Here is a 25,983-nt window from a genome sequence, read left to right on the forward strand (position 1 = left end):
CCATCATTAGTTAGCTGCGAGTGGTGTTAGGACCGAGCACAATGACATGACCTTCAAAATATTGTTAAATGAGCACCCTCAATTTGGCCTAACTGTTCAGCCAGGAAATAGTTATCCACTGGGTGCCAGAGTACGTGACGGGGGGATTAACTTTTGTCTCTATGCCCGCGAAGCAAGAACGGTGGAGCTGTTGTTATTTGCCACACCCGAAGATCCTCAGCCCCAGACAACAATTCGCCTAGATCCAAAAATCCATCACACCTTCCACTTTTGGCATGTCTTTGTCGTAGGGCTAAAAGCGGGGCAAGTATACGCCTATCGAGTTGACGGCCCCTACTATCCAGAAACCGGTCTTCGTTTTAACCGCAACAAGGTGCTACTCGACCCCTATGCACGTTCGGTTGTCGGGTGGCAAAACTATTCTCGCCAAGCTGCCATTGATGGCTCTGATAACTGTGCCCAGGCCCTTAGGGGGGTTGTGGTAGACCCACTCCCCTATGACTGGGAGGGCGATCGCCATCCTAAAACTCCCTACGCTGAGACAATCATTTATGAACTACATGTAGACGGGTTTACCCAGCATGCCAGCTCTGGTCTTGTGCCAGAGAAACGGGGGACCTATGCCGGTCTGATGGAAAAAATTCCATATTTACAGTCCCTGGGGATTACGGCTGTAGAGTTGATGCCCGTGCAACAATTTGACCCCAGCGATGCACCATCTGGAAAAGTAAACTATTGGGGGTATAGCCCGGTAGCCTTTTTTGCCCCACACCGGCAGTACAGTTATCGCCAAGATAACTTAGGGCCAGTGGATGAATTTAGAGATTTGGTTAAAGCTCTCCATCGGGCTGGCATTGAGGTGATATTAGATGTGGTATTTAACCACACCACCGAAGGCAATCACGAGGGACCTACCCTATCGCTGCGGGGGTTAAGCAATGAGTCATACTACATTCTTGAAAACGACAAGGCCTACTATAAAAACTACAGCGGCTGTGGCAATACCCTGAAGACCAGCGCCATCAGCGGATATCTTATCCTAGACTGTCTGCGATACTGGGTCTCCGAGATGCACGTGGACGGCTTTCGCTTTGATCTGGCCTCAGTCCTCTCCCGTGATACCACGGGAGAGCCCTTACATAATCCACCGATTTTATGGATGATCAACACCGATCCAGCCTTAGCAGGGACCAAAATTATTGCGGAGGCCTGGGATGCAGCCGGACTATACCAGGTAGGACATTTTGCCGGGGAGCGCTTTGCTGAATGGAATGGCCCTTACCGTGATGATGTCCGTCGTTTTGTACGGGGGGATAATGGGGTTGTTCGTGCCCTGGCAGATCGCATTGTTGGTAGCCCCGATCTCTATGTGCAGTCACAGCGAGATCCCAACTACAGCGTTCACTTTGTCACCTGCCACGATGGGTTTACACTCTACGATTTGCTCAGCTACGACAGCAAACATAACTGGGCTAATGGGGAAAATAATCGGGATGGGACCGATGCTAACTGGAGCTGGAACTGTGGCGTGGAAGGCCCAACCCAAGATCCAACCATTCAATCATTGCGATTAAAACAGGCAAAGAACTTCTTTACGCTGTGGACCATGTCCCAGGGGACACCCATGATGCTGATGGGGGATGAAGTGTTGCGATCGCAACAGGGAAATAACAATGCCTACTGTCAAAACAATGAACTCAGCTGGTTTGATTGGAATGCCGTCATCACCCAAGGGGATTTTCTACGCTTTGTAAAAGGGTTAATTGGCTTTATTCAATCCCTACAGGTCTTCAAGCACGACCATCCGCTCATTGTCACACCCCAGTCAATCTCAGAGCCAGCTATCATTTGGCATGGAGTGAAGTTGGGGGCACCAGACTGGAGCTATACTTCCCACAGTCTGGCGTTTACCCTATCTCATCAAGAATATGGTGAATCGCTACACGTGATGTTAAACGCCTTTCATCAACCACTGATTTTTGAACTACCCCCTCTGCTTGAGGGACAATACTGGCATCGCATTGTCGATACTGCTTTAGCAGCGCCAGAGGACTTTTGTGAGCCAGACATGGCTCCAAAAGTGAAACAATCTTTTTATCAACTAGAACAATATTCTTCAGTCATCCTAATAGTACAATGAGTAACTAATACCAATTCCTGAAACTGTAGCTACAAATCTCAAGCCAAACCGCCTGTGCACAGGCGGTTTCTATACCTCAGAATTTAAAGCTCAAAACTGAGAACTGGTATAACATCTCCATCTCCAACAATCACTGCAAAGGAGACTTATCAAATGCAAACAGTTATCCAAGGTAAAAACGTTGACATTACTAATGCCATCCATGACTATGCCCATCAAAAAATCAACAAGGCTGTGCATCATTTTGAGGGGTTGTTGACCAAGATTGATATCACTTTATCTGTTCACAATAGTGCTCGAAAGCAAGATCAACAGACAGCCGAAGTAACCCTTTTTGCAAAGGGGACAGTTATACGGGCCGTTAAAAAACATAGCGATCTTTACACCGCTATTGATTTAGTAACCGATAAAATCACTCGACAATTGAAAAAATATAAGGAGAAGCAACAACAGCGAATTCCCGTTTCCACTGTTCAAGATGATGGTCTTGAGCCATCTATCAATCCTACAACCATTATCAACGAACAAAGCCCCACGCTGCCTCCCATGGTTGTGCGAAATAAATTCTTTGCCATGCCCCCCATGTCAATTCAGGCGGCTTTGGAACAGCTAGAACTCATTGATCATGACTTTTATATGTTCCACAATTTAAGCACTGGAGAGATTAACGTGCTCTATGAACGAAATCATGGTGGCTATGGCTTGATCCAACCCCATCAAACCTCTGAGCAGACTACCGTCAGCCATCATAAGCGATATATAGCAAGCCACTAATGCCTATCTCCAAAGGAGAGACTGCGCCAACAGCCGTTTGCTGCACCATCCTAAACATTAATGCACCCCCTACAGGTATCCATACACTCAGCATTTATCTGTAGGGGAGTTTGGTCGTACCAGAGAGATCTGTATCTGTTGTTACCATTGAATCTTTGAACGTTATTCATCTTTGAGCATTTCAGTATTATTTCAGTAATAATGAATACAGCTTCCCCAGACCTTGCGTTGCATACTCTGGGCATCATACGTCGATAGCATAGGTAATCCCTACTTTTAGGGAAAGACCTCACTGACCAAAGGTCCCTGAACTACTAAGGAACCAAAATTAGTTAGGCTCCACTATTGGATGCACAGACGTTGCATGCAACGTCTTTTCAGTTCTCTCAATTAATTGGTATGAGGATGGTTATCACACTCCGTTTTTAGAGAATTATTAGCTATGCAGTCTGCAACCCTAAATCCAGATGCCCTAGGGCAATTACTCTCTCCATTAGAAATTACGCCTACTCAGATCAAACAATTTCATCAGCAGGGATATTTTATCTTAGATAATCTATTGACTGCTAAACAAATTGCAACAATTGTTGAACGGTTCGATTCTCTTTTTAACACTCAGTTTGAGACCGGAGCTTCTCCTGACGAATGGTATGGTCGTCCGGGAGTAAGCCAGCCCAATGCTACCCAGCAGATGACTGGATTATGGCGTTGCGATCGCACCCTTGCCAGCTTTACCCTATCTGCCAAAATTGCCCAACTCAACGCCTCCCTCATGGGTTGGACCTCGGCCCGCTATGGCCTTGATACCTGCTGGATCAAGCCTCCCAATGCTCCCGAAGTTTATTTCCATCGCAATAATACCTACACCACAGCCATTGCTCCACCAGCTACCGTTACCTGCTGGATCGCCTTAAGCGATGTTGCCATGGAAACCGGCTCGTTAGAAATTGTGCCTGGTTCCCATTTTTGGAACTGCACCGATAAGATCCGCGTTCTCCACGCTCCCCGTGAGGATTATCGCGAGCCCCTTTGGCAAGCTGCAAAACAAGCAGGTGTAGAATCCCCCCAGATTGTTCCCATTGTTTTACCCCCTGGCAGTGCCCTCTTTCTCCACGGCAATCTGTGGCGTGGATCGGGTCAAAACCGTAGCGGCAGCAAAACACGCCGCAGTCTGGCCATCAGTTCTCTAGCCGGTCATGCCCGGTTTCAACTACCTGGCATGGGAGATGGCTATATTTTTGAACGCTACCGTCAGCAAGGAAGTTTAGACCTTGACGAAAGCCATTACCCCATATTGTGGTCTCAGGATGGCTATCGCACTCCCTTCTTAGCCGACTATTGTCCAGATGCACTGGTGGAATCCGACAAACAAGCTTAGGTATTCGCTCGTCTCCTGAACAACAGACATTTGAGCCTTGATGGGGTGGGTGGCGACTCACCACACGGCGTCCGCCATGCCTCGCCGTAGGACATTTCATATCCCAAATGTTAAGTTTTCCATTGTTGCCATTGCTGATTTACCCCATGACTCAATCGAAGCATGAGATTTAATCCGCCCCTCTTCAAGACCACACCCGACTGAGACTCAGCAACGCCCTAACGTTAGATCATCGTCAAAACATCAGTGAGTAATCACTGATGTTTAAGCTTGCCAGCCTACGTACCGCATCTGTCTTAAAATTTACCTGGACAGAGCATAAGAAGGGGCGAGTACATGCGACTGTATAAAAAGGTAAGTTTGATTACCGGTGCTGGGTCTGGGATTGGTCGTGCCACTGCTGAATGTTTTGCTCGTGAAGGTGCCACTGTTGTGGCGGTTGATGTGAATGCAGATGCAGCCCAGACAACGCAGGAAGTGATTGAAACAGCTGGGGGTAAATGCCTGGGGCTGGGGGTAGACGTCAGTGACGAAGAGCAGGTGATGGGTGCGATCGCAGCAACAGTTCAGAATTTTGGTCGTCTCGACATTCTCTTCAATAATGCAGGCATCTCTATGCTAAAACCCATTACAGAAACCACCGAAGACGACCTAGACAAACTCTTGGGGGTCAACCTCAAAGGTGTCTTCTTTGGCTGCAAACATGCCATCACTCAAATGTTGACTCAAGATGGAGGAATCATCATTAACATAGCATCAGAGCTAAGTTTAGTGGGTCAACCTCTCTATAGCGGCTACTGTGCCACCAAAGGTGGTGTGCTCGCCTTAACCCGAGCACTATCCACCGAGTGGGCAGCTCAGAATATTCGCGTTAATGCTATTTGTCCGGGTCCCATTGACACACCCATGATCCATACGGAGTTTAATTTGGGTCATGATCCTGCTGCCGAAGAGAAAGCCACCATCGCTACAATTCCTGCCGGACGTTTGGGTAAACCCAGCGATATTGCCCGTGTCGCCTTATTTTTAGCCACCAGCGATGCCGACTTTGTTCATGGTGCTGCCATTGTGGCAGACGGAGGCAAAACTATTATCTAAATGCTAGACATCTAAATGCTAAACATCTAAATGCTAAACAATCGCTGATAAATCTCCTCAACAACTGACTGGTGTCAACATCGTACTACTAGCTTGCTATTGAATCTTGTTGAAATTGATAAAACTTGAGTTTGCTGCGGATGCTTTTCACATGCTTTTTAACCGTGTTGAGACTAATGTATAGCTCAGCTGCAATCTCTTTATAGCTACGGTTGGCGCGCCTAAGCAACCAAATCTCAGTTTCGCGAGGTGTTAAACCATACTTTTTTGACTCAGTAGTTGCCAGACTATGGATAGAATGATTTTGGTCTTCTAAGACAATCAAAACCAGAGGTTGTTCATAGGCATCTAACTGCAAGAGTCGCGCTCGAATCCGTAGAATATTGTCATCCCCATCCCTAATTTCAGATTCAATCACCACAGGGTTGTCAGGATATAACTTATACCCATCAACAATAGCCTGATAGATCCGTCGCAGTTCTTGCCCCAGGATTTGAAATTGATTTTGAGTCTGAGTCAACCTCTCGATAATTTTTTGAGCATTGCTGTTGACATGGAGAAATTTGCTCTGCTGAGTCAAAATCAAAACGCCATCCATAAGCCCTTCAAGCACTCCCTTCACCAAAATACTATTGAAATGGCCACCGTGAGCTTTCAGATTTTTAAGTGCTTCTATGAAAGTATCCATCTAGCAGACCCTCTGTTTATATCCGCACAGCTGCTACATCACAGCTCCATATATCAGTAGATGTACGGATTTTGAGGTTATGCAGTTAGCCAGGCCTGAACTATGTGCGTCAAGCTATATTTCTTCGGTTTCAAGCTCCCTCCCATAGGGATAGTCCCTCCCATAAGGAGGGATTGAATAAACGATCAAAAAAGCATACACAACCGTTTATCCCCCAACTAACTTAAGAGAAGTCTTGTGTATACTTTTTTAAAGTAAATAAGCCTTAAAGAGTAATGGTTGGCAAGATTCCAGCTACAGAGTTTAAGGCTACATTTCTCCAGCAGAACATTCTAAGAAGACTACATTTTGAAATCCCATTCGAAGACTCTATTGTATCCTTCATCCATGTTCTTGCTAATCGTTACGATGAAATCCATCTCATTATCAGGATTTTCAAACTTAATGGTAACATGCACAATTTTTCCGTTAACAGTTTGACCCACGAGTTTTGACCCAATTCTCTGTTTGAACCGACCTTTGTTTTTAGTGTGCTCTTCCCATTGTTCCTTAAGTATGTCTGAAGAGAACTCACTTTCTTTAGAGGACACTAAGTTTTTCCAGGCTCTCGTGTAATTACCTTTGCCTAAGTCATCCACAAACTGTTCAGCAACTAATCGAGTAACCCATACATCTTCGTCGTCTTTAAAGATTGGTAGTTTAAACATCCTTTGCTTATCCTTTGATCCATCAACAGGGTCATTGGACTTTCTGTTTCGAGGGACCCATGGCTTCTCCCCATCACGATCATTGTCATGGGATCTTCGCTTCCCCTCTGAGCCATCAACAGAGTCATTGGGTTTTGTGTTTCGAGTGACCCATGGCTTTTCACCATCATGATCATCATCTTGAGATCTTTGATTCATTAAGGACTGAGACATTTTCTAATTCCCTCCCAAGGAACTCACAGAATAGATTGATGATTGAGAATAAGGAATAGCCGGAATACTACTACAATCATATAAGTGTGGGCAGATAATGCTTATGCAGTTTGCCCCCTAGAAAGTAGTAAAAAGTAGCATATTGTTAAGGGGACTTAGGTTACTTTTTCTGAGTAATCCCAACGACATAAATCCAAAATACACTGGATGGAAATAATAGAGGAATCAAAACATTAGCCCAGATATAAGCCTGTAATCCCCAAAATCCATAAAGCCCTGTCGTGATTGATAATGCAAATAGCCATTTTTGACGTTGATGGGCTTGCTGTTGAGTTAACGTTAGGGTTGCCCATTTTCCTAGTAGTGATGCCATAAGAATCATCCATAAGTCTGGGATACGAGCTACTTGATAGGATGATAATAAATGGTGAGTTGTGTAGGCATGAAGTTCGCCACCAGTAAATGATTGAGGGCAATCACTCTGGATATCTGTTTCTCGATATTTTGAGTTACACCAGTAGGTCAGAGCCGGTAATGGAGGATGGTTATCGCTAGCATCCACATATCCACCAGACGCGATAATTGCAATTTTTGAGTTGAACGTTTTTGGGTTTTCTGAATAGGTCAAAAACTTCCAAGCCGGAATCAACTGGTAAATCTGATCTGGTGAAATGGAGTAGTCAATAATAAGCGGTAAATTGAAGGGTGAACGAACTATTTTTAAAAAAGCACTGATGTCACTAGGTTCATCGTTCTTGGCTGTATCAAGAAAATCATGTATTTGTTGCTGTAAATCAGCTTTATTCTCTAAATTAGGTTGGGGAGGATTAAGTTGAGAGTTTTCGCTTAACGTATCGACGAGTGCCAACGTATAGGCAAAAGGGCATGTTTGAGCGCAGGTTTCATCATCAGGCAGCTTAACTTGCCAGTATCGAGCATAGGCATCACCATGTAAGCTCCACCGAGGGTCTGCGATACTGTCACGTGGCCGCAGGGAATCTCGTTCTCTAGTTGCAAATACAAACCAAGTATTATGGTGCACTATTGCTTGATGGATACTATCCACCAATTTGTCTTCTCTGGGTTCCTGCGTATCTAGAAGATAATCGATACCAATTACTTGGATAGATGAGCCTGATAACTGCTGAATTAATTGAGCAAGGTATTCACGATCCATTGGATGAAGTTGAAAACCGTCTATTTCTTTATCAGCCCTATTAATAGATTCTTGATCAATGGCAATCAGGAGTATAGGCGGAGCGTCATTCTTTTCAGTTTGACTGGTGCGCTCTCGGTACATCGACTGCATCCACAGCCGTCTATCCAGAAGGTCTGACTGAATAGAAGATACGGAACTCAGAAATATGGCGGTTGCAATTAGGAGAGCTTCTTGCTTTGTGGGTAACCATTGCTGAAGTTGACGTTTCCAACCAAACGGCTCAATGCGATAGGCCTCTACTCCAGAAACACCAAATAATGATGGAATCAGATAAGTAGAAGGATAGGCAAATTTTTCAGCTGATTGAAGATGATGACTAGCGGTTAGCAGCGCCCTATGAATATCACTGTGGGCTGCTAACTCTTGACAGAGAGGTTTGAGGAAACTTTGGGCTACATCGTTACGGATGGGTTCGCGCATCACGACGACTTGCAGTCCCAATGCAACCAAGGAATCAGCAATGCTCAGACCGCTACAAGAGTTAAAAATCGCTAGCTGTAGCCCATTTTCCCTTGCTTGAGTCAAGTATTCTTCAATTTCGCTAATGGATAAGGAAATATTGGGAGCAATGGCTATACGTCCCCCAGTCACAGTGGTTTCATGACTGTGACCAGCAAAGAATAAGATATCCCAGCCGCGGTTCTCACAGATTTTAGCGGCAAAGTTTTCTTTAATTTTGGTAGCACTATCCTTGGGTTGCCAGAGAAATCGTTCGATAGTGGCAATGGGTGCAAGCGATCGCACTGCCTTCCAGTCCTCCTGCAATGGCAACCCAGGATCATCGCCTAAAACAGTGAGGATACGAGGCTTACCCAATCGTGATGGTTTCACCCAACTGCCGCCAGGCTCATCCATGACTGTACGGATGATGCGTAGTGAGCCAGGGCGAATAATCTCAGAACCCAATGCCCATGCCCATGCCTCCCAAGGCAGCCTAGCCATCTCATCAGATTCACAGGCCAGGAAAATATCCACGCCCGACTGTTCCAAGACTGCTTTTTCGGATTTTGGATGGGCGGGCGTCAGTCGTATTACCTCATCTCGAATCTGCTGCTGAATAGCGCGTAATTCCACCGCGCCTAACCAGCGTTGAAGCGCTTGAACTAATTCTTTTTCTGCTGCCATCAGGTCATGGGCTAGATCACCTGAACCTGGATTAATGCGACCACTATTGCTGGGGTGGGGTGGGGACGTTAACTGATAAAATCTGTAGTACCAGCGTCGCCATCGCTGATAACATTTTTCGATATCTTTAGAGGATGGCAGACTAGCGTTGAGGTGTTTTTTGCGATTATCCCACAGCAATAAAAAAGTACAAGATTGTTTATCTTGCCGATGCCAGATCTTTAATTCAAACGCTGTACGCATTTCACTTTAGGTGAGAAATTCAGGAATAAACCAGGAATAAACATAGACGTTATCAATCTGCCAGCATGCTCTATCAAGGGTCAATCCAGGAAAGAGTCGCAAAACAGTAAGCTTCTTAAAATAAGTCACTTATCGTTTTTACTTATTATTCTATGGCAATGGCAGTGGTATCAAAACTATAGGACTCTGCTGGCAATATTTGCCCGGTCGGTGAAACAATCGTTGCCACAAGTTTTGTGTTTTGGGTAGCATTCACCCGAACGTAGACAAACTCAGTATCTAGGGCATCTTCTTCTTCACCCAGGGTCCCTGTCAGATCGGCAACGCGGAGCTTGAGGCCATCGGGCAAAAAATCCCCCATTTGGTTTCGCAAAATTAATAATAAGGTCCAGTGTGGACTTGGATCGGGGGTGACTGATGCCCAAGTCGCTGCACACAGCTGCAAGAGATCACCGTCACATTCAACCGTTTGGAACATAGGCCGCAACTCAGACGGCATCTCCATACCTTGATATCTGAGTTCGTCTATGGCCACCTTAAATCTATCGGCTGAGCGAAACTCAGGTGCTGCTGCTAACACTTGGTTAGAGAACCAACCCAGGCTCTGGGATAATTCGTCAAACTCTGCACTCAGCCATTGGGCCGTGTTAATCGTCTGCTGGGTCAAAAGGGTAAAGATTTCGGTGATGTGGATACGTTGGGATGTTGGTTGTTCTGGAGATTGTTGCCATTGGTGGAGCATTCTTAGCAACTCAGGTCTTTGTAGAAGTGAAGCGCCTTTTGCCCAGGGGAGGAGTTGCCAGAGGCATTGTTGAGATGAATGGGGTTGGGACAGAATAGTGTTGAGATCGATCTGGGTGATGGTGGGTAAGGGGGGCTTGGGGAGCACACCTGACAATGCCATCGCCGTAGGATCTAGAAGGCGTACATTAAACAACAGGTGATTGGGTTCTGTATCAAACAGAAATAAGGGAAAGGCATAATTCCAGCGCTTGTCAGCCGATAAATTAATAAGGTGTCGGTAGCTCACAAGTTGATCATAACGACCATAGCCTCGCACAACAACTTGTTTTTGCTCTTCTTGAACCTCAGTGAGGACATAGAAATGGGCTGAGAATTCAGGCAAATCGATCGCTGCTGCAGGTATTGAGATCGTCTCGTTCAATAAATTCTCAGCGGCAAGTAAGCACAGTTTGAAGCCACCGATCCTCAGATTACAAACAGCTGAGATCGCACCAGCATACTCGGGTTGTAAAAGAGAACAGTTCTCCTGATTGACAACAATACTTGACTCTTGCTCAGCAATCCATTGGATAAATCCTTGGAGTCCTAGAGCATTCAAATAGGTTTGCCACTGACAGCTTTCTCCAAGGACCTGGTCGCTCACATGAACGGCCCGATTAAAATAATCTGGCTCCAGGTCAATGACTTCCGGTGCTACCAGCCTCAAGTCATTAAAATCAATCGAAGAACACGGCATCTTCTGAACTCCTTGCTAGTTTTCTAGGTAGTGACGCAACCGTTGAGCGTACAGACTATTCATTGAACGGTTTTTGGCCGTTTTGATTTCTGCAATCGCTACTTGGAACGCTTCTGCATCGACAAAGGCTTCGATGTGCTGCATTAAATTCTGCAAGTAGTCTGGATCTGTCGATAGGGCTGCCAGATTTAGACTACTGACCTTTGTCGAAAGTACTTTAAAGAAATGATCCACAGTCCAATAACGCACGCGATTGAGCAGTGTGGTGGGATTGAGAACACGGCTTACTTGTGATTGATTTTTCATGCCTAATAGATCCGCAACTTTACTTTGAGATTGTCCCTGACAGTAAACCAGCTTTAAGATGGCAGTCACCTTGGATGCAAATATGGTGTATCTTGGCCGCTGATGCAAACTTTGAATATGCTCACGAATGCCTTGATTGATGGCCCAGTCCAAACATTCGATCAGTTGCTGAGCACAGAACTCCCTCAGTTCTTGCTGAGCGATATGGTCAAGATCGTTTGTTGAATGAGGATCACAAAACTCTCTTTGCAGACCAGAATACGGATCGGCGGCCTCTAACGATTCTGATTGAGGCGCACCGTTTTTGCTCCAGATGGCATACTGACGCAGGGTCTGGGCAATCTGCCTAAGTTCTGTAATCAGCTTCGATAGGTTAATGGTGATTCCCTGGGCTTGCAACTGTTGTTGCATTTCGTTGAGTTGGGTCGGGGTTGGGGCTGGGCAAGATTTATGATTGTGTCGTTGCTGGCGTCGATCGCGACGGTAGACAGCATGAAAAGCATTGATAATGTGGCGTTGGTGTGGGGAAAAACTCTCTAACTGGGGTTGGCGGGCTCGATTGAGTAATGCCCAGTCAGTTAATTTGTAAAATCCTCGCTCTGACAACACAGTCTTCAGGTCTTGATTTTGACGAACTTGCAGGTGAATCCAGTTGTCTAAGCTAGCGACCCGTTGACCATTGGGATTAAACTTGCGCAGGGCTTCGACTGAAAATCTCTGATAAGCAGAGGGCTGGGGCTTACCGCTACCGTTGAGCACCAGTTGATGTTTCGGGTCTTGGTCTAGCACAATTTGGATTTCCCCATCATCATCGAGAACGTAGGGCAGCAGATCCTTATGGGAGAGTTGTCCTGTGGCAGCAAACTTGCTTGCTAGAACTTTGCACTCCGCCACAATGGCATAGGAGACATATCCCCGCAGGCACAGGCCAGCTTTGGCTCGCTTCTGTAGGGATACGGCAGAGGACTGGGTTGTAAATTGGCGATGGAGTAACGTCTGAATAGTGCGATGTTTTTGAACCAGGGGTTGCGATCGCACCTGCACTGGCGCATCAGCCAGCACCTGCACTGACGCACTCGTTCGCACGGATCGGTCAGCTGGCACCGTCGATTCGAACAGGTCAGCAAGCTCCGCTTGGAAGAACTCAGACGCTAGAGGCAGCACCTGTTCCTTATATCCACGTCCTTCACCACCAGGATCGATTCTCAAAATTACCCAGTATTTTGATAGAGGCCCCATGATTCATTACCCTGCAGTGGAACCATTTTCCCAGACCTGATTGGGTTGTGTAGTACCCTCTTGGGTACTATTGCTCAGGATTTGCGCCTACATTGCATGGCTAATGCGGCCCTTCATCCTCGTTTTCGCATCTAACCTTCTACCCCTCACACGCCACCCCATCCTTATCGCCGTCCAACCGATGTGGGTCCTCGCCGATGGTCACCACGGTAAAGTTTCTGTCTTCGATCTCCCCACAATCAACGTCATCCGCCCTCGTCTTGTAAACCGGGATGCAGGCACCGGAGTAGTGCGGATCGCATTCTGGTTGCTGTTGATCCGGCTGGAGTTGGGGCTGGTTCTGCGCGATCGCAATCCCCGAAAGCAACTGCGAGGCGATTAATGCGGAAAGGATGAGTCTCATGGGGCCTGTGTACGTAAATGTACTATATATAGTACACGTTGAAATTGTTCGGCCTTCTTTAAAGAAAGCCGAATAACCATACAAGACCGTACTCACAACCGTGCTACTTTGAAACTTAGCATGTCATTGAGAGGTAGATGCTTCAGGTAAGCAATCGCCGCAAAGTGCAATGCTTTATTCAGTCATGATTCATACCTTTCAAATTCAGGGAAGCCCTTGTCGTCGACCCATAGCATTGGAGTATTAGAGAAAAAGGGCAACTACAAAAATACACAAATCCATTTCAGATACATTGTGTAGTATGCATGATACAAAAAGTTTATGGCATTGAGTTATTACCCATGACCTGCTTAGAACGTCTTGCCATGGACTATCAAGGTGTCTTTGTATTGTTGCCGTTGTTGATTTAGGGGATGAATCGATCTAACAAGATCGATCTAACAAGATTGTCCTACACTGGTATTTTCCAAATTAAATTCTTCCGGAGATCAGCAACACTATATTTTCTATAGAACTCTGGAAAAGGAGTTAGACCATCACAGCCGGGAGCATTGCCAATTATTTCTTTGCAGTCATTGCTAAGTCGTCAAGGGGTGATGGCATCAGGCCACATACTACTTCCATTAAGAATATTACGATTCAGAAGTTTTGATATTTCAGCGGAACTGACGGGTTTGCTAAACAGATAACCTTGTGCAGTCTCACAACCAAATTTTTGAAGTGTATAATATTGCTCCGCAGTCTCCACACCTTCGACAATAATCTTATGTTCTAGGTTGCGGCACATTTCTATCATGGAGCCAATCAAGACCCTTGATTTATTATTGATCAGCATATCATTAATGAAATATTTATCAATTTTCAGACAATCAACCGTCAGGTGTTTGAGAGAGGCAAAGGATGAATACCCCGTCCCAAAATCATCGATTGCCAGTAGTACACCTAGATCTTTCAACTCTCGAAAAATTGAGAGATTCTGCTGATCCGTCTGCACAACACTCTCAGTAACCTCCAGTTCTAGTTCCGATGGTACCATTCCTGTCTCATCAATAACACGCTTAATTAATGACACAAAATCCTTATCAAGAAAATGGATGGGAGAAATATTAACTGCCATGCGAATGGCTGGCAAACCTGCCTTCTTCCAGGCAACTGCTTGATTGCAAGCTGTTGTCAAAACCCATTCGGTCAGGGGCTTAATCATGCCTATTCTTTCGGCTGTGGCAATAAATTCGATGGGCGAAATCTGACCTAATTGTGGATGATTCCAGCGTGATAATGCTTCAACACCAATAATGTTGCCAGTGAGTATCTGAATCTGAGGTTGATAAACCAGTGACAACTGCTGTTTTTCGACTGCCTCCCTTAAATTTTGTTCCACGCGAAACTGATACTCTGCTTTTTGAGTCAGCTTAGACTTATAGAACGCATACTGATTTTTTCCACGTTCCTTTGCAGCATAAAGTGAAGTATCAGCTGCTTTTATTAAGGTTGAGAGGTCTTTTCCATCATTAGGGTAGTGAGCAATTCCAATACTGCAAGCCGGAGTGAATTTCCTAGCCGATAGCTCGACTGGCTTTGAGATCACTTCAAGGCAACGTTGAGCCATATGGGCAGCAGCATAATCATCATCTACATCATGCACAAGAATACAGAATTCATCACCACCAAGGCGTGCAACAAAATCAATTTCACGGGTGACCGCTTGCAGTCGTTTGGCAATTTCCTGCAGCAGTAGGTCGCCAGCATCATGCCCTAAACTGTCATTCACACTCTTAAAATTATCTAAGTCGATATATAGAAGACCCAGACGAGAGATATTTCTATCAGAACGTTGGATCGATGCTTCAAGATTTTGATAGAAGCTAGCACGACTGGCAAGCCCTGTGAGTTCATCAGTATACGCTAATTCTCGTATACGCTTCTGAGCTTGGTCTCGCTCCATAACAATCCCAGCTAGCCTTGCTGCAGACTTAAGATCGTTTGACTCCTCTTCATTGGGCAGCGCGGGATAGTCATAATACATGCCAAATGCTCCTAATACCATGCCTGAGGAATTTTTAATCGGTTCAGACCAACAGCAACGCATGCCATGGGGAAGAGCCACATGTTTGATTTCAGCCCATTTTGGATCTGTTTCAATATTCTCAACAAGAACACGCTTGCCGGTATAGGTCGATGTGCCACACGAGCCTACATTAGGACCGTTTTTTAGACCGTGAACTGCGTCGCAGTATTCCTTTGGCAGACTTGGGGCTCCTCCATGCATGAGTCGACCATCTTGTAATTCAAGCATTGAGCAGCGTAATCCAGGATGACGTGCTTCATACATTAATGCGATTTCTGGATAGATCTCTGATGCGGGTTTTCCGGTGGCGATCATCTCCAGAATTTCGGCATTTTTGTCATCAAATACTTCTGTTTTCTTTCGGGTTGTTATATCAACGTGGGTGCCCACCAGGCGAACTGCTTTTCCATCAGAACTACGATGTACCAGAAATGCACGGGATAGCACAAAAATTTCATGCCCTGCTTTATGCTGCATACGCATTTCAACATCAAATGAATCAACTTTACCGACTAAGTAATCTTGAACCATTGTCAAAACCCTGTCTTTATCATCTGGATGAACCAGGTTTTGCCAAGCATTTAAATCATTGGTCAGTTCATCATTTTGATAACCCAGCATGCTTTTCCAGCGTGGTGAATAATAGACTTCATTTGTTTCTAAGTTCCAATCCCAAAGCCCATCGTTGGCTCCGCGCATAGCCAGGGCAAACCGCTCCTCACTTTTCTGAAGTTTTTCCTCTGATTCTCTACGGGCAGTAATATTGCGTCCAATACCTAGTACTCCGATCAGGTCCCCATTGTTGTCATACATGGGAAGCCTTCTTATTTCCAGAAGCTCGCGGTGTCCATCATTGGCAAAGGTCATCCATTCTTCGTTTATGGATGAGGAGCCTGTCAGCAATACTTCTTTGTCGTACTCTCGCAATAAGTCTGCCAACTTAGTATTCACAAAATCGTAATCGGTTTTATCAAGTATCTCTTGTTCAGAGGCTCCGAAAAAATCTTCGAAACGATGATTGCAGGCTAGATACCTGCCATCAGAATCTTTCAACCATATGAGATCAGGTAGAGTGTGGATAATGGTGCTGTAAAATCCAATGTCTTCTCGGAGTTCTCGTGTTTTTTTTTCTGAAACAGAAACTTCCTCAAAGCCAAGGGCTAGAAACGATTGAATCTTACATCTCATGACAGGTTGTTATATGCCTAATATTTAGATATTTTCTGGGTTATACCTACAATATAGGTTAGAATCATAATCGGAATTCGTACTTTGACTGAATAACAACCATCAGCAATTGTGAGTTCCTGATAAACCATCTCTACAACCAAGCAAAAATACTGAAACCCTAGGTGTGATTTCCTGCACTATGCATGTGCACCACAAGTCCCTTCGTAGCTAACGTTGCCCATCATCCGCAGCGCGGGTAGCCTTTGCCTCACAACCGATCAATTTTTAGCATGTCAAGTGCGCTCGGAGGATCAACAAACTGGAAAATGCATTCGATTAATCTTGTCTCAATGAAGTCTCCCACTATCAATCTGCGTGGCAATACCTCACCATTATCTTGCTGCAATTAACACTGGAGTTGAAATATACCGAGAACAAGATTATGTCAGATTGTTAGTCACTTTGACTAGATTGTGACATGTTCAATCATGATGACCCCTTCCTGCTTCACCCTGTTTACTGATATTCCTGTTGTACTACATCGTTACAAATGTTTAAGTCTTATTCAACTTGTGAGGTGGGGGTAGAGAATTTACGTAGATCTTGTGTGTAATATAAATTTTATGTGAATACACCCACTCATTAGTTTCCATCATCTCAGTAGGCAGTATCCTTCATCGTAAGTACTTTATGAGTACTTTTACATCTTTATAAAGTTTACTCTGTTCTGGATATTACTCGCAGATAGTCCACAGATATCTGACTTAGAAGTCCTGACTGGTCGTTTAGCGGTGAATCTATGGTGCTGAGCCTCTACAGAGTTGAGTGAAGCTGTTAGATCAAGTTTTATAGCTAGTATCGACCTCCTGGTTAGACGGTCATACTTTTGGGTCTTGACAGTTATTTAACCGTTTGAGGTTTCTCGTAGTTGCTTGATATAGATTCTGACTTGAATTTGATGGGGTTCTCGATAACGAGGTTTTTAATACAAGAGATGATTACTCGCTGGTCCTCTACGATTTCAAAAGCTCTGTTTTCCTGGATATTCTGCCTCCTGGTAATTCTGGTGGCGTGGAACATGGGGGTGCCACCAGCGTATGCCCATCGGCCCCATGATGTTGTTCCACAGGTCGTTGTTTCGCCCAACTATGAGCAAGACAGTACGGTCTATGCGCTGGTTCGTAAAAATCTACTGCGGTCCAAAGATCAGGGTGAGACCTGGTTTCGTTTGAATAATGGTCTGGATAATCATGAGGCTTTAGTGGCCCTGGCCATTGCCCCTGGCGACCAGTCAACTCTCTACCTGACAACAGCTGGAGATGGCATCTATGGTTCCAAGGATGGTGGTAATACGTGGAAACCCTTTAATGCAGGTCTAGATGATCTGGATTTACAGTGGGTTGAGGCGTCTCCTGTGAATGCCCAGCTAGCTTTTACTCAAAGTCATGATGGTCGTCTCTACCGCACAGACAATGGTGGAGAGCAGTGGTCGATGGTATTGGCCAATGTTGCAGCCACTGAATTGGCGTTTGATCCAGAGAATCAATTCCTGCTGCTTGGGGATGATCAGGGGCAGATTTGGCGCTCGGAAGATAATGGCGTTACCTGGACAACGCTCACTCAAATACCAGACACCGGTATTGTTGAAGCAATTGCCGCTAGCCCATCAGTCATTTACGTTGGTACTGAGTCAGACGGTGTTTATCAATCCACTGATAATGCCAAGTCTTTTTCTCCTGTAAGTGATGGCCTCTTGGATCTGCGCACTCAGGATCTGGCGTTTACTCCTGACGGCAACCTATGGCTATCCACATGGGAAGCGGGTACGTGGCAGTGGGATCCTACAGAGAAGGTGTGGATTACCCTGGCCCAGGGATTGACTCGGGATCAGCAAGCCGACGACATGGAGGTGCCTCATTTTGAGGAGTTGGCTGTTTCCCCTGGCTATGCCAAAGACAGCACGTTGTTTTTGGGTGGGTTTGATGGACTATTTCGCAGTCAAGATAATGGCCAACAGTGGGAGCAGCTAGAGGTGCTGTCCTTGGGCACTGTAGTCAGTATGGCGGTATCACCCACATTTGCTGAGGATCAGACGGTTGCGATCGCAACCTACGTGGGTGAACTTTACATCAGTAATGATGCCGGTAACACCTGGCAAAGCATTAACGAGGGACTACACCTGCCTCTATTTACCAATAGCTTTAAGCCCTTGGATGCAGCCACTAGTGAGCAAGATCCCCGCCGCTTTTTTGACATTGCCCTTTCTAGTAACTACGCCGACGATCAAACCCTCTTTTCATCGATTCTCTACACTAAAATTCTACGGTCAGCCAACGGTGGTCAGAACTGGTCTGTGCATCCATTAAGTCAGGAAGTCCGAGGTGTCAGTTTGGGCGTTTCCCCCAACTTTAAGGCGGATCAAACGGTCTTTAGTACCAACCAGAAGGGACTTGTTTTTCGGTCTCAAGATGCCGGTAAAACCTATGAACGTGTCGGCCAGCTAGACAAGCAACTGGGCAATGATTCCCCATCCCTGGTGATCTCACCTGACTTTGCCAATGATCAGACCCTTTTTAACACGGGAATTCGCGGTGTTTATAAAAGTGAGAATGCCGGTCAGAAGTGGTCGCTATTAACAGAGAATACTGATTTAGAAGAGCTACCGTTTGCACAGATAGCTGTTTCTCCTAACGTTGCTAGCGATCAGACCCTATTTGTGGCCTCAGGCAAGGGCCTATATCGCACTGAAGACGGAGGCAAAACTTGGGAACATCTAGACGGTAAAGGCTATGGAGCCAATCCCTTTATCGAAGCGGTGGATATCTCCCCCAATTACGCCAACGATAAAACTGTGATCGCTAGCGTTCGCGGACGGGGTCTCTTCAAAAGTGAAGATGGCGGCAATTCATTTAAGGCCATCGGCGATCCCAATCTGGCGTTCTCACGATATACCCATGTTCCCTGTGCGGGTCGGGCGCTTCAGTTTTCTCCAAACTATGCAGAAGATAACACCATCTTTGGTTTTGGGGCCGTTGACACCGCCATCTATCGATCCACTGACGGCGGTGAGAACTGGGATGTATTGTCTGTGCCTCGGCTCAAGATCGCTCAAATTGCGGCTCCCAGTACGCCGGAAACCGTGGGCATGTATCTGCGTCTGAACAAACGTAAGCTAACTGGTTTTGGGGTACTGGTAATCTTGGCAGCCAGCGGCATTGCCCTGTTCAAGCGGATTTCGTTTGAGCGCATCTCCACCCGCAACATTCGCTTAATCATTTGTCTAGCAGGTGTGGTGGGCGCAGTCGGCTGGGTTGCCTTTGAACGGCTGTTTGCACCGCAACAGTCGGCAGAAAATGGCTTCTTTATTTGCCTGGGATTTGCCGCCGTTTCCTGGCTGGTCACAAGCCCCTGGTTTGCCCGACGTTTTGTTCCCGAAACCACTGCCGAATCCTTGGCCGCAATTCGCATTGTTAGCTGCGGCACGCTAGTACTCATGACCCTGTGGATGGAGGATCTGCCTAGCAGCGCCCTCCTGCCAATTGAGATTCGTCATTCCATGGGGGTGATGGATTATTTCTACAATATTCCTGGATTTGAGGCGTTCTCTCGTCATCAGCCCAGCCTCCAGCTTTTTGAGTGGATAACGGCCCTGGTACTGATCTTAGGTACCATCGGCTTGAAGACTCGCTGGGTACTGCCATTGGGAGCCCTTTTCTATCTGGTTTTGGGCGGTATTTTACGACAGTACACCTGGTTTTACCACACTGGGCTGCTCCCCGTTTACCTGCTGGCCGTTCTCTCCTTTGCACCGTGTAATGATGCACTATCGGTTGATCGCTGGTTAAAACAGCGGCGCGGTGAGCCCGTGCCCGTCGCCGATGAACCCGCGCCCATTTATGCTTGGGCACGCTATGCTTGTTGGTTAATTTTGGGGGTTTCGTATATTCAGGCCGGGCTGAGTAAGATTTACTTCTCTGGATTCTACTGGTGGGCCCCCCAGAATCTCAAGGCCAAACTACTCTCTACCACGTTAGAGCCACTGCAAACTGACTGGACTATTTCCCTACATTTGGTTCATGCCCCTGACATTGTGTTTGGCTTTTTGGGCTTTGTGGGGATATATGGTGAGCTGGCCTATGGTTTAGTTCTCTTCTCCCGCTGGGCCCGCTGGATCATGCCAGCTGCCATGGCTGCCATGCATGTGGGCATTATCTTTCTGCAAAATATTGTCTTCTTTGATTTAATTCTGGTGCAGCTAATCTTTTATGATTACACGGCAATCCGTCGTTGGTTGAATAGGCGTGGCTGGTTTAAGTTTGCCCAGAGTAACTCCCCTAAAGGAGAGACCTTACGTCCCAAGCGGATATTTTTCTATCCGATTTTAGTTTCGGTGCTGATTGTTACCATGTCATTTATCTGGGTGAAGCATCGGGAGTATTACCCACTAACTTCTCTCCAAATGTTCTCTGGCTATGACGACTCAGGTATGGTTGGCTACAATAAGCTGATTGCCCATTATGATTCTGGGGAAAAGGTGCATGAGCCGACTCATAAATTTATCTATGCACCCATGAATACTCGCTATCGTTTAACCTTTAGAGATTGTCATCAGGAGGTTACTGCCAAGGTTAAAAAGTGCGACAGCCTACTCCAAGCATTTGGCGATGTTCATAATCAGAAAGCCCAGGGAGAAAATAGGATTACTGCATTTGAAGTGCAACGATGGGTTTGGGATTACTTTAATAATCCATCTGATCCAAACTATGGAAAATTAGAGAAAACGCATTTTTATAAGTACAGACCACGGAGCTGATCAGGTTCTCGCAGCCTATTGCCCTAAAAATGTGGCATGGTCTCAATCCAAAACAAACCGGATATACGGCGCATAGAGATCTGGCTCTAGCAAAAAGGAATCATGGCCTTTATCAGAATGCACTGTGATGTGTTTCACATTCATCTGGGCTGCTTTCAAGGCCCTGACAATGACCTTTTGTTCTTCTGGGTAAAAACAAACATCAGAATCGACGCTAAAAATCAGATACTGCTGGTGGGCACATTTTTCAAATAAGGCTGGCTGTTGTGCATTGAGGCTAAACCGCTGCCACATATCCATAATGCGCAGATAGCTATTGGCATCAAATCGCTCTGCAAATTTTTTGCCCTGATGGAACATATAGGACTCAATCGGGTTAGATAGTTCGTAAAACTGCCCGATGGGCTGGTCTATGGTAATTTCTTGCCGAGCCCGTTTTTCCATTATGGCCAGTGACACAAAGGTTTTATGGGAAATAATCCGAGCTAATAACAACCCTTCTTTGGGTGGCTCTGTATCGTAGTAGTCGCCGCCTTGAAATTTGGGATCATTACGAATTGATAGAATTTGCTCAAAGTTATGGACCCGATGGAGCACAGTGGTTTCTAACCCGGTTGCGATGGGCAAAACATTCTTGACCCGGTGGGGGCAGCGGGTGGCTAACAAAATCGAAAGCATACCGCCCATTGACCCACCAATCACAGCATGCAAACAGTCAATACCCAGAAAATCCAGCAACTGTAGCTGACTGCGGATCACATCCCAGGCACTCACCTGGGGAAACTGGCTGCCGTAGGGCTTACCCGTGCGTGGATTAAGAGAGCGTGGCCCTGTTGACCCATAGCACCCCCCCAAGTAGTTAGCACAGATAACAAAATAACGATTTGTATCCAGGGCCTTACCTGGGCCAATAAAGGTGTCCCACCAGCCAACAACACAGTCATCTGTCCACAGGGACTCCGCCCCTGGTAATGTTTTGTTGATACCAGCGGCATGCTGACTACCCGTTAGGGCATGTAGAACCAGGATGGCATTACTGGCATCGCTGTTGAGGGTGCCATAGGTTTCATAGGCCAGGGTGACGGCGTCAAAAGATTCTCCTGAATCTAAAGGAAAAGGTTTGTCTAGGTGGAAAAACTTGGTCTGGACTGAGCCAATACTCATTAGGTAAGCGATGGGAGAGAAGAGTTGAAAGGGGATGACGGAGGCTTGAGTAGTTGATGTGTTAAGCCATGGGACTAATGTTTAGATTGCGCAGAAGAAACAAGACATTCTTATAAAACTACTTTATTTACATGCTTTCCTGCAAACGGAAAAATGAATCAGCCCTACCTTTAATCCCTTTAATCCTCCCTTTAAGAGCTACGATGTACGCACATCTCGGCAGAGAGTTCAGACTCCTGCATTACCTCCCCTCAATCCCCCCTTGGTAAGGGGCTACGGTGTATACACATCTCATGTTGAACCTCAATCTCCTGCACTACCCCCCTCAATCCCCCCTTACCAAGGGGGGAAGCTCCAGTCCTCCCCCTTACCTTAGGCTTTAACCCATGCCCGGAGGGCTTTAGGGGGAGTTAGAGGGGGTGAGGCAATCGTAAAGGCTATTGACGAGCACTTGTGTGTACACCTCCCCTTATGAAGGGGAGGATAGTCCGATGCACCTTCGTAATCAAGGTGCATGTCCTCTATGCGGCTAGGGCCTGTTTGAGGTCATCGATAATGTCATCGATGTCCTCAATGCCAATGGCTAGACGGATTAGTTCGGGAGCGATGCCGGCACTTTGCAGGTCAGACTCTGACAGCTGCGAGTGGGTTGTTGTGGATGGATGAATGGCCAGACTTTTCGCATCCCCTACATTTGCCAGATGAGAGAATAACGTCAGCTGCTCAATGAACTTCTTGCCTGCGTCAGCCCCCCCTTTGATACCAAAGACAACCATGGCTCCAAATCCATTTTTCAGATACCGTTTAGCAGTGGAGTGGGCTTTATCGGTCTCTAGGCCAGGGTAACGCACCCACTCTACAGAGGGATGCTGTTGCAGAAACTCGGCCACGGCCATGGCATTTTCACAATGGCGCTGCATGCGTAAATGCAGGGTTTCTATACCTTGGAGGAATATCCAGGAATTATCTGGGGAAATGCAGGCTCCTAGGTTACGTAGGGGCACAAGCCGCATGCGCAGGGTATAGGCGATCGGGGTCAAGGGGCCCAGGTCATGGGCATATCGCAAACCGTGGTAGCTGGGGTCTGGCTCACTCATGAGGGGAAACTTGCCGGAGGTCCAGTCAAATTTGCCGGAGTCTACCATGATGCCGCCGATGCCTGTGCCGTGGCCTCCTAACCACTTGGTTAGGGAATGGATCACAATATCGGCACCATGTTCTATGGGGCGAATTAAATAAGGTGTTGTAAAGGTACTGTCAACAACAAGGGGCAGGCCATTTTCATGGGCGATCGCAGCGATCGCATCTAAATCCGATACTTCTAACCCTGGGTTACTGACCGTTTCACAGAACACCAGCTGGGTCTTCTCCGTAATCGCGGACCGGAAATTCTCTGGATTGCGGGGATCGACAAAGTTCACCTTGATGCCAAACTGGGGCAGGATGTCCTTGAACATGGTGTAGGTCCCGCCATACAGCGTATTAGCGGAAACAATTTCATCCCCAGCCTGGCAAATGTTAATAATGCTATAAAAAATAGCGCTGGTTCCAGACGCCACGGCCAGGGCTGCAGCTCCACCTTCAATGGCAGCAACCCGCTTTTCTAAAACATCCTGGGTAGGATTCATCAACCGCGTATAGATATTGCCCAGTTCTTTCAGGGCAAACAAGTTAGCTGCGTGTTCAGTATCCCGAAAGGCATAGGCGGTAGTGCGATAGACGGGCACAGCGCGAGCCATGGTGGTGGGATCAGGCTCTTGACCTGCATGTAGACACTTTGTCCCCAATCCGTGTTCTGCACTCATGAAAAACCCTCTTTACAGTGATAAATCGTCATGAAATTCTAGCTCAGGCAAGATAATCCCATGAAAGTCGTCGGTGGATTCTTTACGACCTGACTGCAGTTAATCACAAAACATCTCAAAACATTTCAGACTGACAATAATATTAGAGGGGACCTGGGCAAGAACTGTTACGGTACAGCTAGAACAGCGACGCGACAAAGGTTGTCACGGTCAAAGACCTGTCATCGTCGGCATACTGGCTACGAGCTAGGAATCTGTTTGAATTAGAGCCAGGGCTTGGTCAAGTATGTCAACGGCTTCCTGGGTTTCAGCAGGGCTTAACCAGGCGCGCAGGGGATAGGGCAACCGTTGTACAAACCGGCCCCAGGCTGAATGGTTGGATGGGTTGGTATGTTGGGCTGCGATCGCAACCAGCACAGCAGCCTTAGTCTCCGGTCCGGTCACGGTCTGCGCCACTTCCATGGCCTGATCAAACTGTCCTTGTCTTGCAAATGCAGTGGCCGTACACTGACGGAGCCAAGTTACAGGGTGAGAGTTTGTTTCGCTCAAGTACTCAAACAAAGGCACCACACGCTCCGGTAGTTCCATCCTACAATAGGCGCTGCCAACCTGGGGCAGGAAATCTAACCTGTCAGATTGCTTGGCCAGGCGTTCAGCCTCAGCATACTGTTCAGTTTCCAAATAGGTACGGATCACCTCTCGTTTAGCAAAGTCAGGCGTCCCTATGGACTCCACAAGGCTATTGGCATCCTCCACCAATCCAGCCTTAGCATAGGCCACCGCAATGGCCCCATAGGCCCGTTGTCGTGCACTAACATTCTCTATGGTCTCTGCCAAAGCCAGGGCTCGCTCAAAGTCTTCTGACTCTGAGTATGCTTGTACCAGCGCACGCTGCGCCGATGACTTAGTAGAGGCATTAGGCATTTGCTCTACAATTGTTCTGGCTTTTTCCCAGGTACTCTCGGCTTGATCACTGCCCAGCTTGCTATATAACTGTGCTAAATCGATCCAGCTATGGGCCTCATCTAAAGGAAACCTTGGCGAAGGCTGAATAGTCGGTCTCGTTGCGTCTAAAACAGCGAGTGCTTGTTGCGTCTTGTCAATTTCGATTAACAGTCTTGCTAAACCTAGCACCTGGTAGGTTTCAAAGTCATCTTCAAGAACATCGGTACCCTTATCTTCGAGGAAAGAGAGTATTTCACTCTTTTCTATGACCAATTTTGCCAGATCTTTCTGCTCTTCAAGGATCAACAGACCTGTTGCTGCCAAAAATAGTTGGTTAGCAGTGACGACATCCACCAAGTCTTCATTTTCATACTTCTTCATCTCAGCAACAGCCTGGGCAATCATTTGTTGTGCTTGCCGTGGTTGACCGGCTCGCTCATACTCTGCCGCAATCTCTGCCATTGCCAGGGGGTGTGACCAAGCCTGCACCTGTTGAACCAGGTGCACAGCTAACTCTAAATGGCCCGCTTCAGCATATTCAACCGTCCGGTTAAGCATTGATTCACTGGGCGATGTACCACTAGAGGCGCATTTTCCTTCGGTGTGATCGATAGCAGTCTCCACTGCCCGAGTTAGAAATGTTTCGGCTTTACTGGACTGGTTTACGGCTCGATAACCCACCCCGATTTTTAACCATGCGTTGCTTTCAAAGCAGTCTCCTCCTGCGTATGTAGCAGCTTGCTCCAGCAGGGGAATAGCTTTGTTGGGCTGGTTTGCGATCGCATAGCCAAATGCAATATCTGCCAGCTGTTTAGCCTGGCTAAAATCGGTCGATTGTGCCAGGGCAGAGTGGCCAGACGAAAGCAAAGCAATGGAAGCAATGCCACTACTCAAGAGCGATTTCAAAAAAAGAGTTGACATAACAAGGTATTTAGTAAGGGAATGATCTATTGACAAGTCAAGGAGTTATCTATTGACAAGGGTTTTATGGTTGAAAACCATAGC

Annotated in this window: 16 protein-coding genes; 6 read left to right on the forward strand and 10 right to left on the reverse strand. The window is 46.5% G+C overall.

Annotated features, from left to right (window positions below; all coding sequences use genetic code 11):
• Positions 1–46 precede the first annotated feature (46 nt).
• From glgX to QGP82_RS00625, 4 genes are all read left to right on the forward strand, one after another.
• Entirely contained in the window at positions 47–2,140 is a 2,094-nt protein-coding gene (gene glgX, locus QGP82_RS00610; protein WP_163659226.1) for a glycogen debranching protein GlgX, read from the forward strand.
• 153 nt (positions 2,141–2,293) lie between these two features.
• Positions 2,294–2,914, forward strand: coding sequence for a ribosome hibernation-promoting factor, HPF/YfiA family (gene hpf / locus QGP82_RS00615; RefSeq protein ID WP_163659225.1), 621 nt, complete (start codon positions 2,294–2,296; stop codon positions 2,912–2,914).
• Between the two features lie 442 nt (positions 2,915–3,356).
• Positions 3,357–4,292, forward strand: a complete 936-nt coding sequence (locus QGP82_RS00620; protein WP_163701998.1) for a phytanoyl-CoA dioxygenase family protein — start codon at positions 3,357–3,359, stop codon at positions 4,290–4,292.
• A gap of 336 nt (positions 4,293–4,628) precedes the next feature.
• The gene (locus tag QGP82_RS00625) at positions 4,629–5,390 is read left to right on the forward strand and encodes an SDR family NAD(P)-dependent oxidoreductase (protein ID WP_006514450.1); all 762 of its coding nucleotides are present in this window, start codon (positions 4,629–4,631) and stop codon (positions 5,388–5,390) included.
• Between the two features lie 88 nt (positions 5,391–5,478).
• Here the strand turns inward: QGP82_RS00625 and QGP82_RS00630 are convergent, their stop codons facing one another.
• The 6 genes from QGP82_RS00630 to QGP82_RS00655 form a co-directional block, all read right to left on the reverse strand.
• On the reverse strand, positions 5,479–6,078 hold the full coding sequence (locus QGP82_RS00630) for a helix-turn-helix transcriptional regulator (protein ID WP_499056628.1): 600 nt from the start codon (positions 6,076–6,078) through the stop codon (positions 5,479–5,481).
• Between the two features lie 341 nt (positions 6,079–6,419).
• Positions 6,420–6,998 (reverse strand): DUF3887 domain-containing protein, encoded by a 579-nt coding sequence (locus QGP82_RS00635; RefSeq protein WP_163659221.1) that lies wholly within the window; start codon positions 6,996–6,998, stop codon positions 6,420–6,422.
• A gap of 160 nt (positions 6,999–7,158) precedes the next feature.
• Positions 7,159–9,585, reverse strand: coding sequence for a CHASE2 domain-containing protein (locus QGP82_RS00640; RefSeq protein ID WP_499056630.1), 2,427 nt, complete (start codon positions 9,583–9,585; stop codon positions 7,159–7,161).
• A gap of 145 nt (positions 9,586–9,730) precedes the next feature.
• Positions 9,731–11,065 (reverse strand): DUF1822 family protein, encoded by a 1,335-nt coding sequence (locus tag QGP82_RS00645; RefSeq protein ID WP_499056631.1) that lies wholly within the window; start codon positions 11,063–11,065, stop codon positions 9,731–9,733.
• Between the two features lie 15 nt (positions 11,066–11,080).
• Positions 11,081–12,610 (reverse strand): hypothetical protein, encoded by a 1,530-nt coding sequence (locus tag QGP82_RS00650; protein WP_499056632.1) that lies wholly within the window; start codon positions 12,608–12,610, stop codon positions 11,081–11,083.
• 139 nt (positions 12,611–12,749) lie between these two features.
• Positions 12,750–12,818 carry an excalibur calcium-binding domain-containing protein gene (locus tag QGP82_RS00655; RefSeq protein WP_499056720.1) on the reverse strand — a complete coding sequence of 23 codons (69 nt, stop codon included), beginning with the start codon at positions 12,816–12,818 and terminating at the stop codon, positions 12,750–12,752.
• Between QGP82_RS00655 and QGP82_RS00660 the strand changes: the two genes are divergently transcribed.
• Positions 12,792–12,992 carry a hypothetical protein gene (locus QGP82_RS00660; protein ID WP_499056726.1) on the forward strand — a complete coding sequence of 67 codons (201 nt, stop codon included), beginning with the start codon at positions 12,792–12,794 and terminating at the stop codon, positions 12,990–12,992. The genes QGP82_RS00655 and QGP82_RS00660 overlap by 27 nt on opposite strands.
• 607 nt (positions 12,993–13,599) lie before the next feature.
• Here the strand turns inward: QGP82_RS00660 and QGP82_RS00665 are convergent.
• Positions 13,600–16,269, reverse strand: a complete 2,670-nt coding sequence (locus QGP82_RS00665) for a bifunctional diguanylate cyclase/phosphodiesterase (RefSeq protein WP_499056633.1) — start codon at positions 16,267–16,269, stop codon at positions 13,600–13,602.
• 976 nt (positions 16,270–17,245) lie between these two features.
• Between QGP82_RS00665 and QGP82_RS00670 the strand changes: the two genes are divergently transcribed.
• Positions 17,246–21,064, forward strand: a complete 3,819-nt coding sequence (locus tag QGP82_RS00670; protein ID WP_499056635.1) for a VPS10 domain-containing protein — start codon at positions 17,246–17,248, stop codon at positions 21,062–21,064.
• A gap of 42 nt (positions 21,065–21,106) precedes the next feature.
• Here the strand turns inward: QGP82_RS00670 and metX are convergent, their stop codons facing one another.
• The 3 genes from metX to QGP82_RS00685 all read right to left on the reverse strand — a co-directional run bounded on the left by metX (position 21,107) and on the right by QGP82_RS00685 (position 25,899).
• On the reverse strand, positions 21,107–22,228 hold the full coding sequence (metX, locus tag QGP82_RS00675) for a homoserine O-acetyltransferase MetX (protein ID WP_499056636.1): 1,122 nt from the start codon (positions 22,226–22,228) through the stop codon (positions 21,107–21,109).
• 521 nt (positions 22,229–22,749) lie between these two features.
• Positions 22,750–24,033, reverse strand: coding sequence for an O-acetylhomoserine aminocarboxypropyltransferase/cysteine synthase family protein (locus tag QGP82_RS00680; protein ID WP_499056637.1), 1,284 nt, complete (start codon positions 24,031–24,033; stop codon positions 22,750–22,752).
• Between the two features lie 246 nt (positions 24,034–24,279).
• Entirely contained in the window at positions 24,280–25,899 is a 1,620-nt protein-coding gene (locus tag QGP82_RS00685) for a tetratricopeptide repeat protein (RefSeq protein ID WP_499056638.1), read from the reverse strand.
• Positions 25,900–25,983 lie beyond the last annotated feature (84 nt).

The sequence above is a fragment of the Leptothoe sp. LEGE 181152 genome, assembly GCF_032906605.1.
Taxonomy (GTDB): domain Bacteria; phylum Cyanobacteriota; class Cyanobacteriia; order Phormidesmidales; family Phormidesmidaceae; genus Leptothoe; species Leptothoe turfae.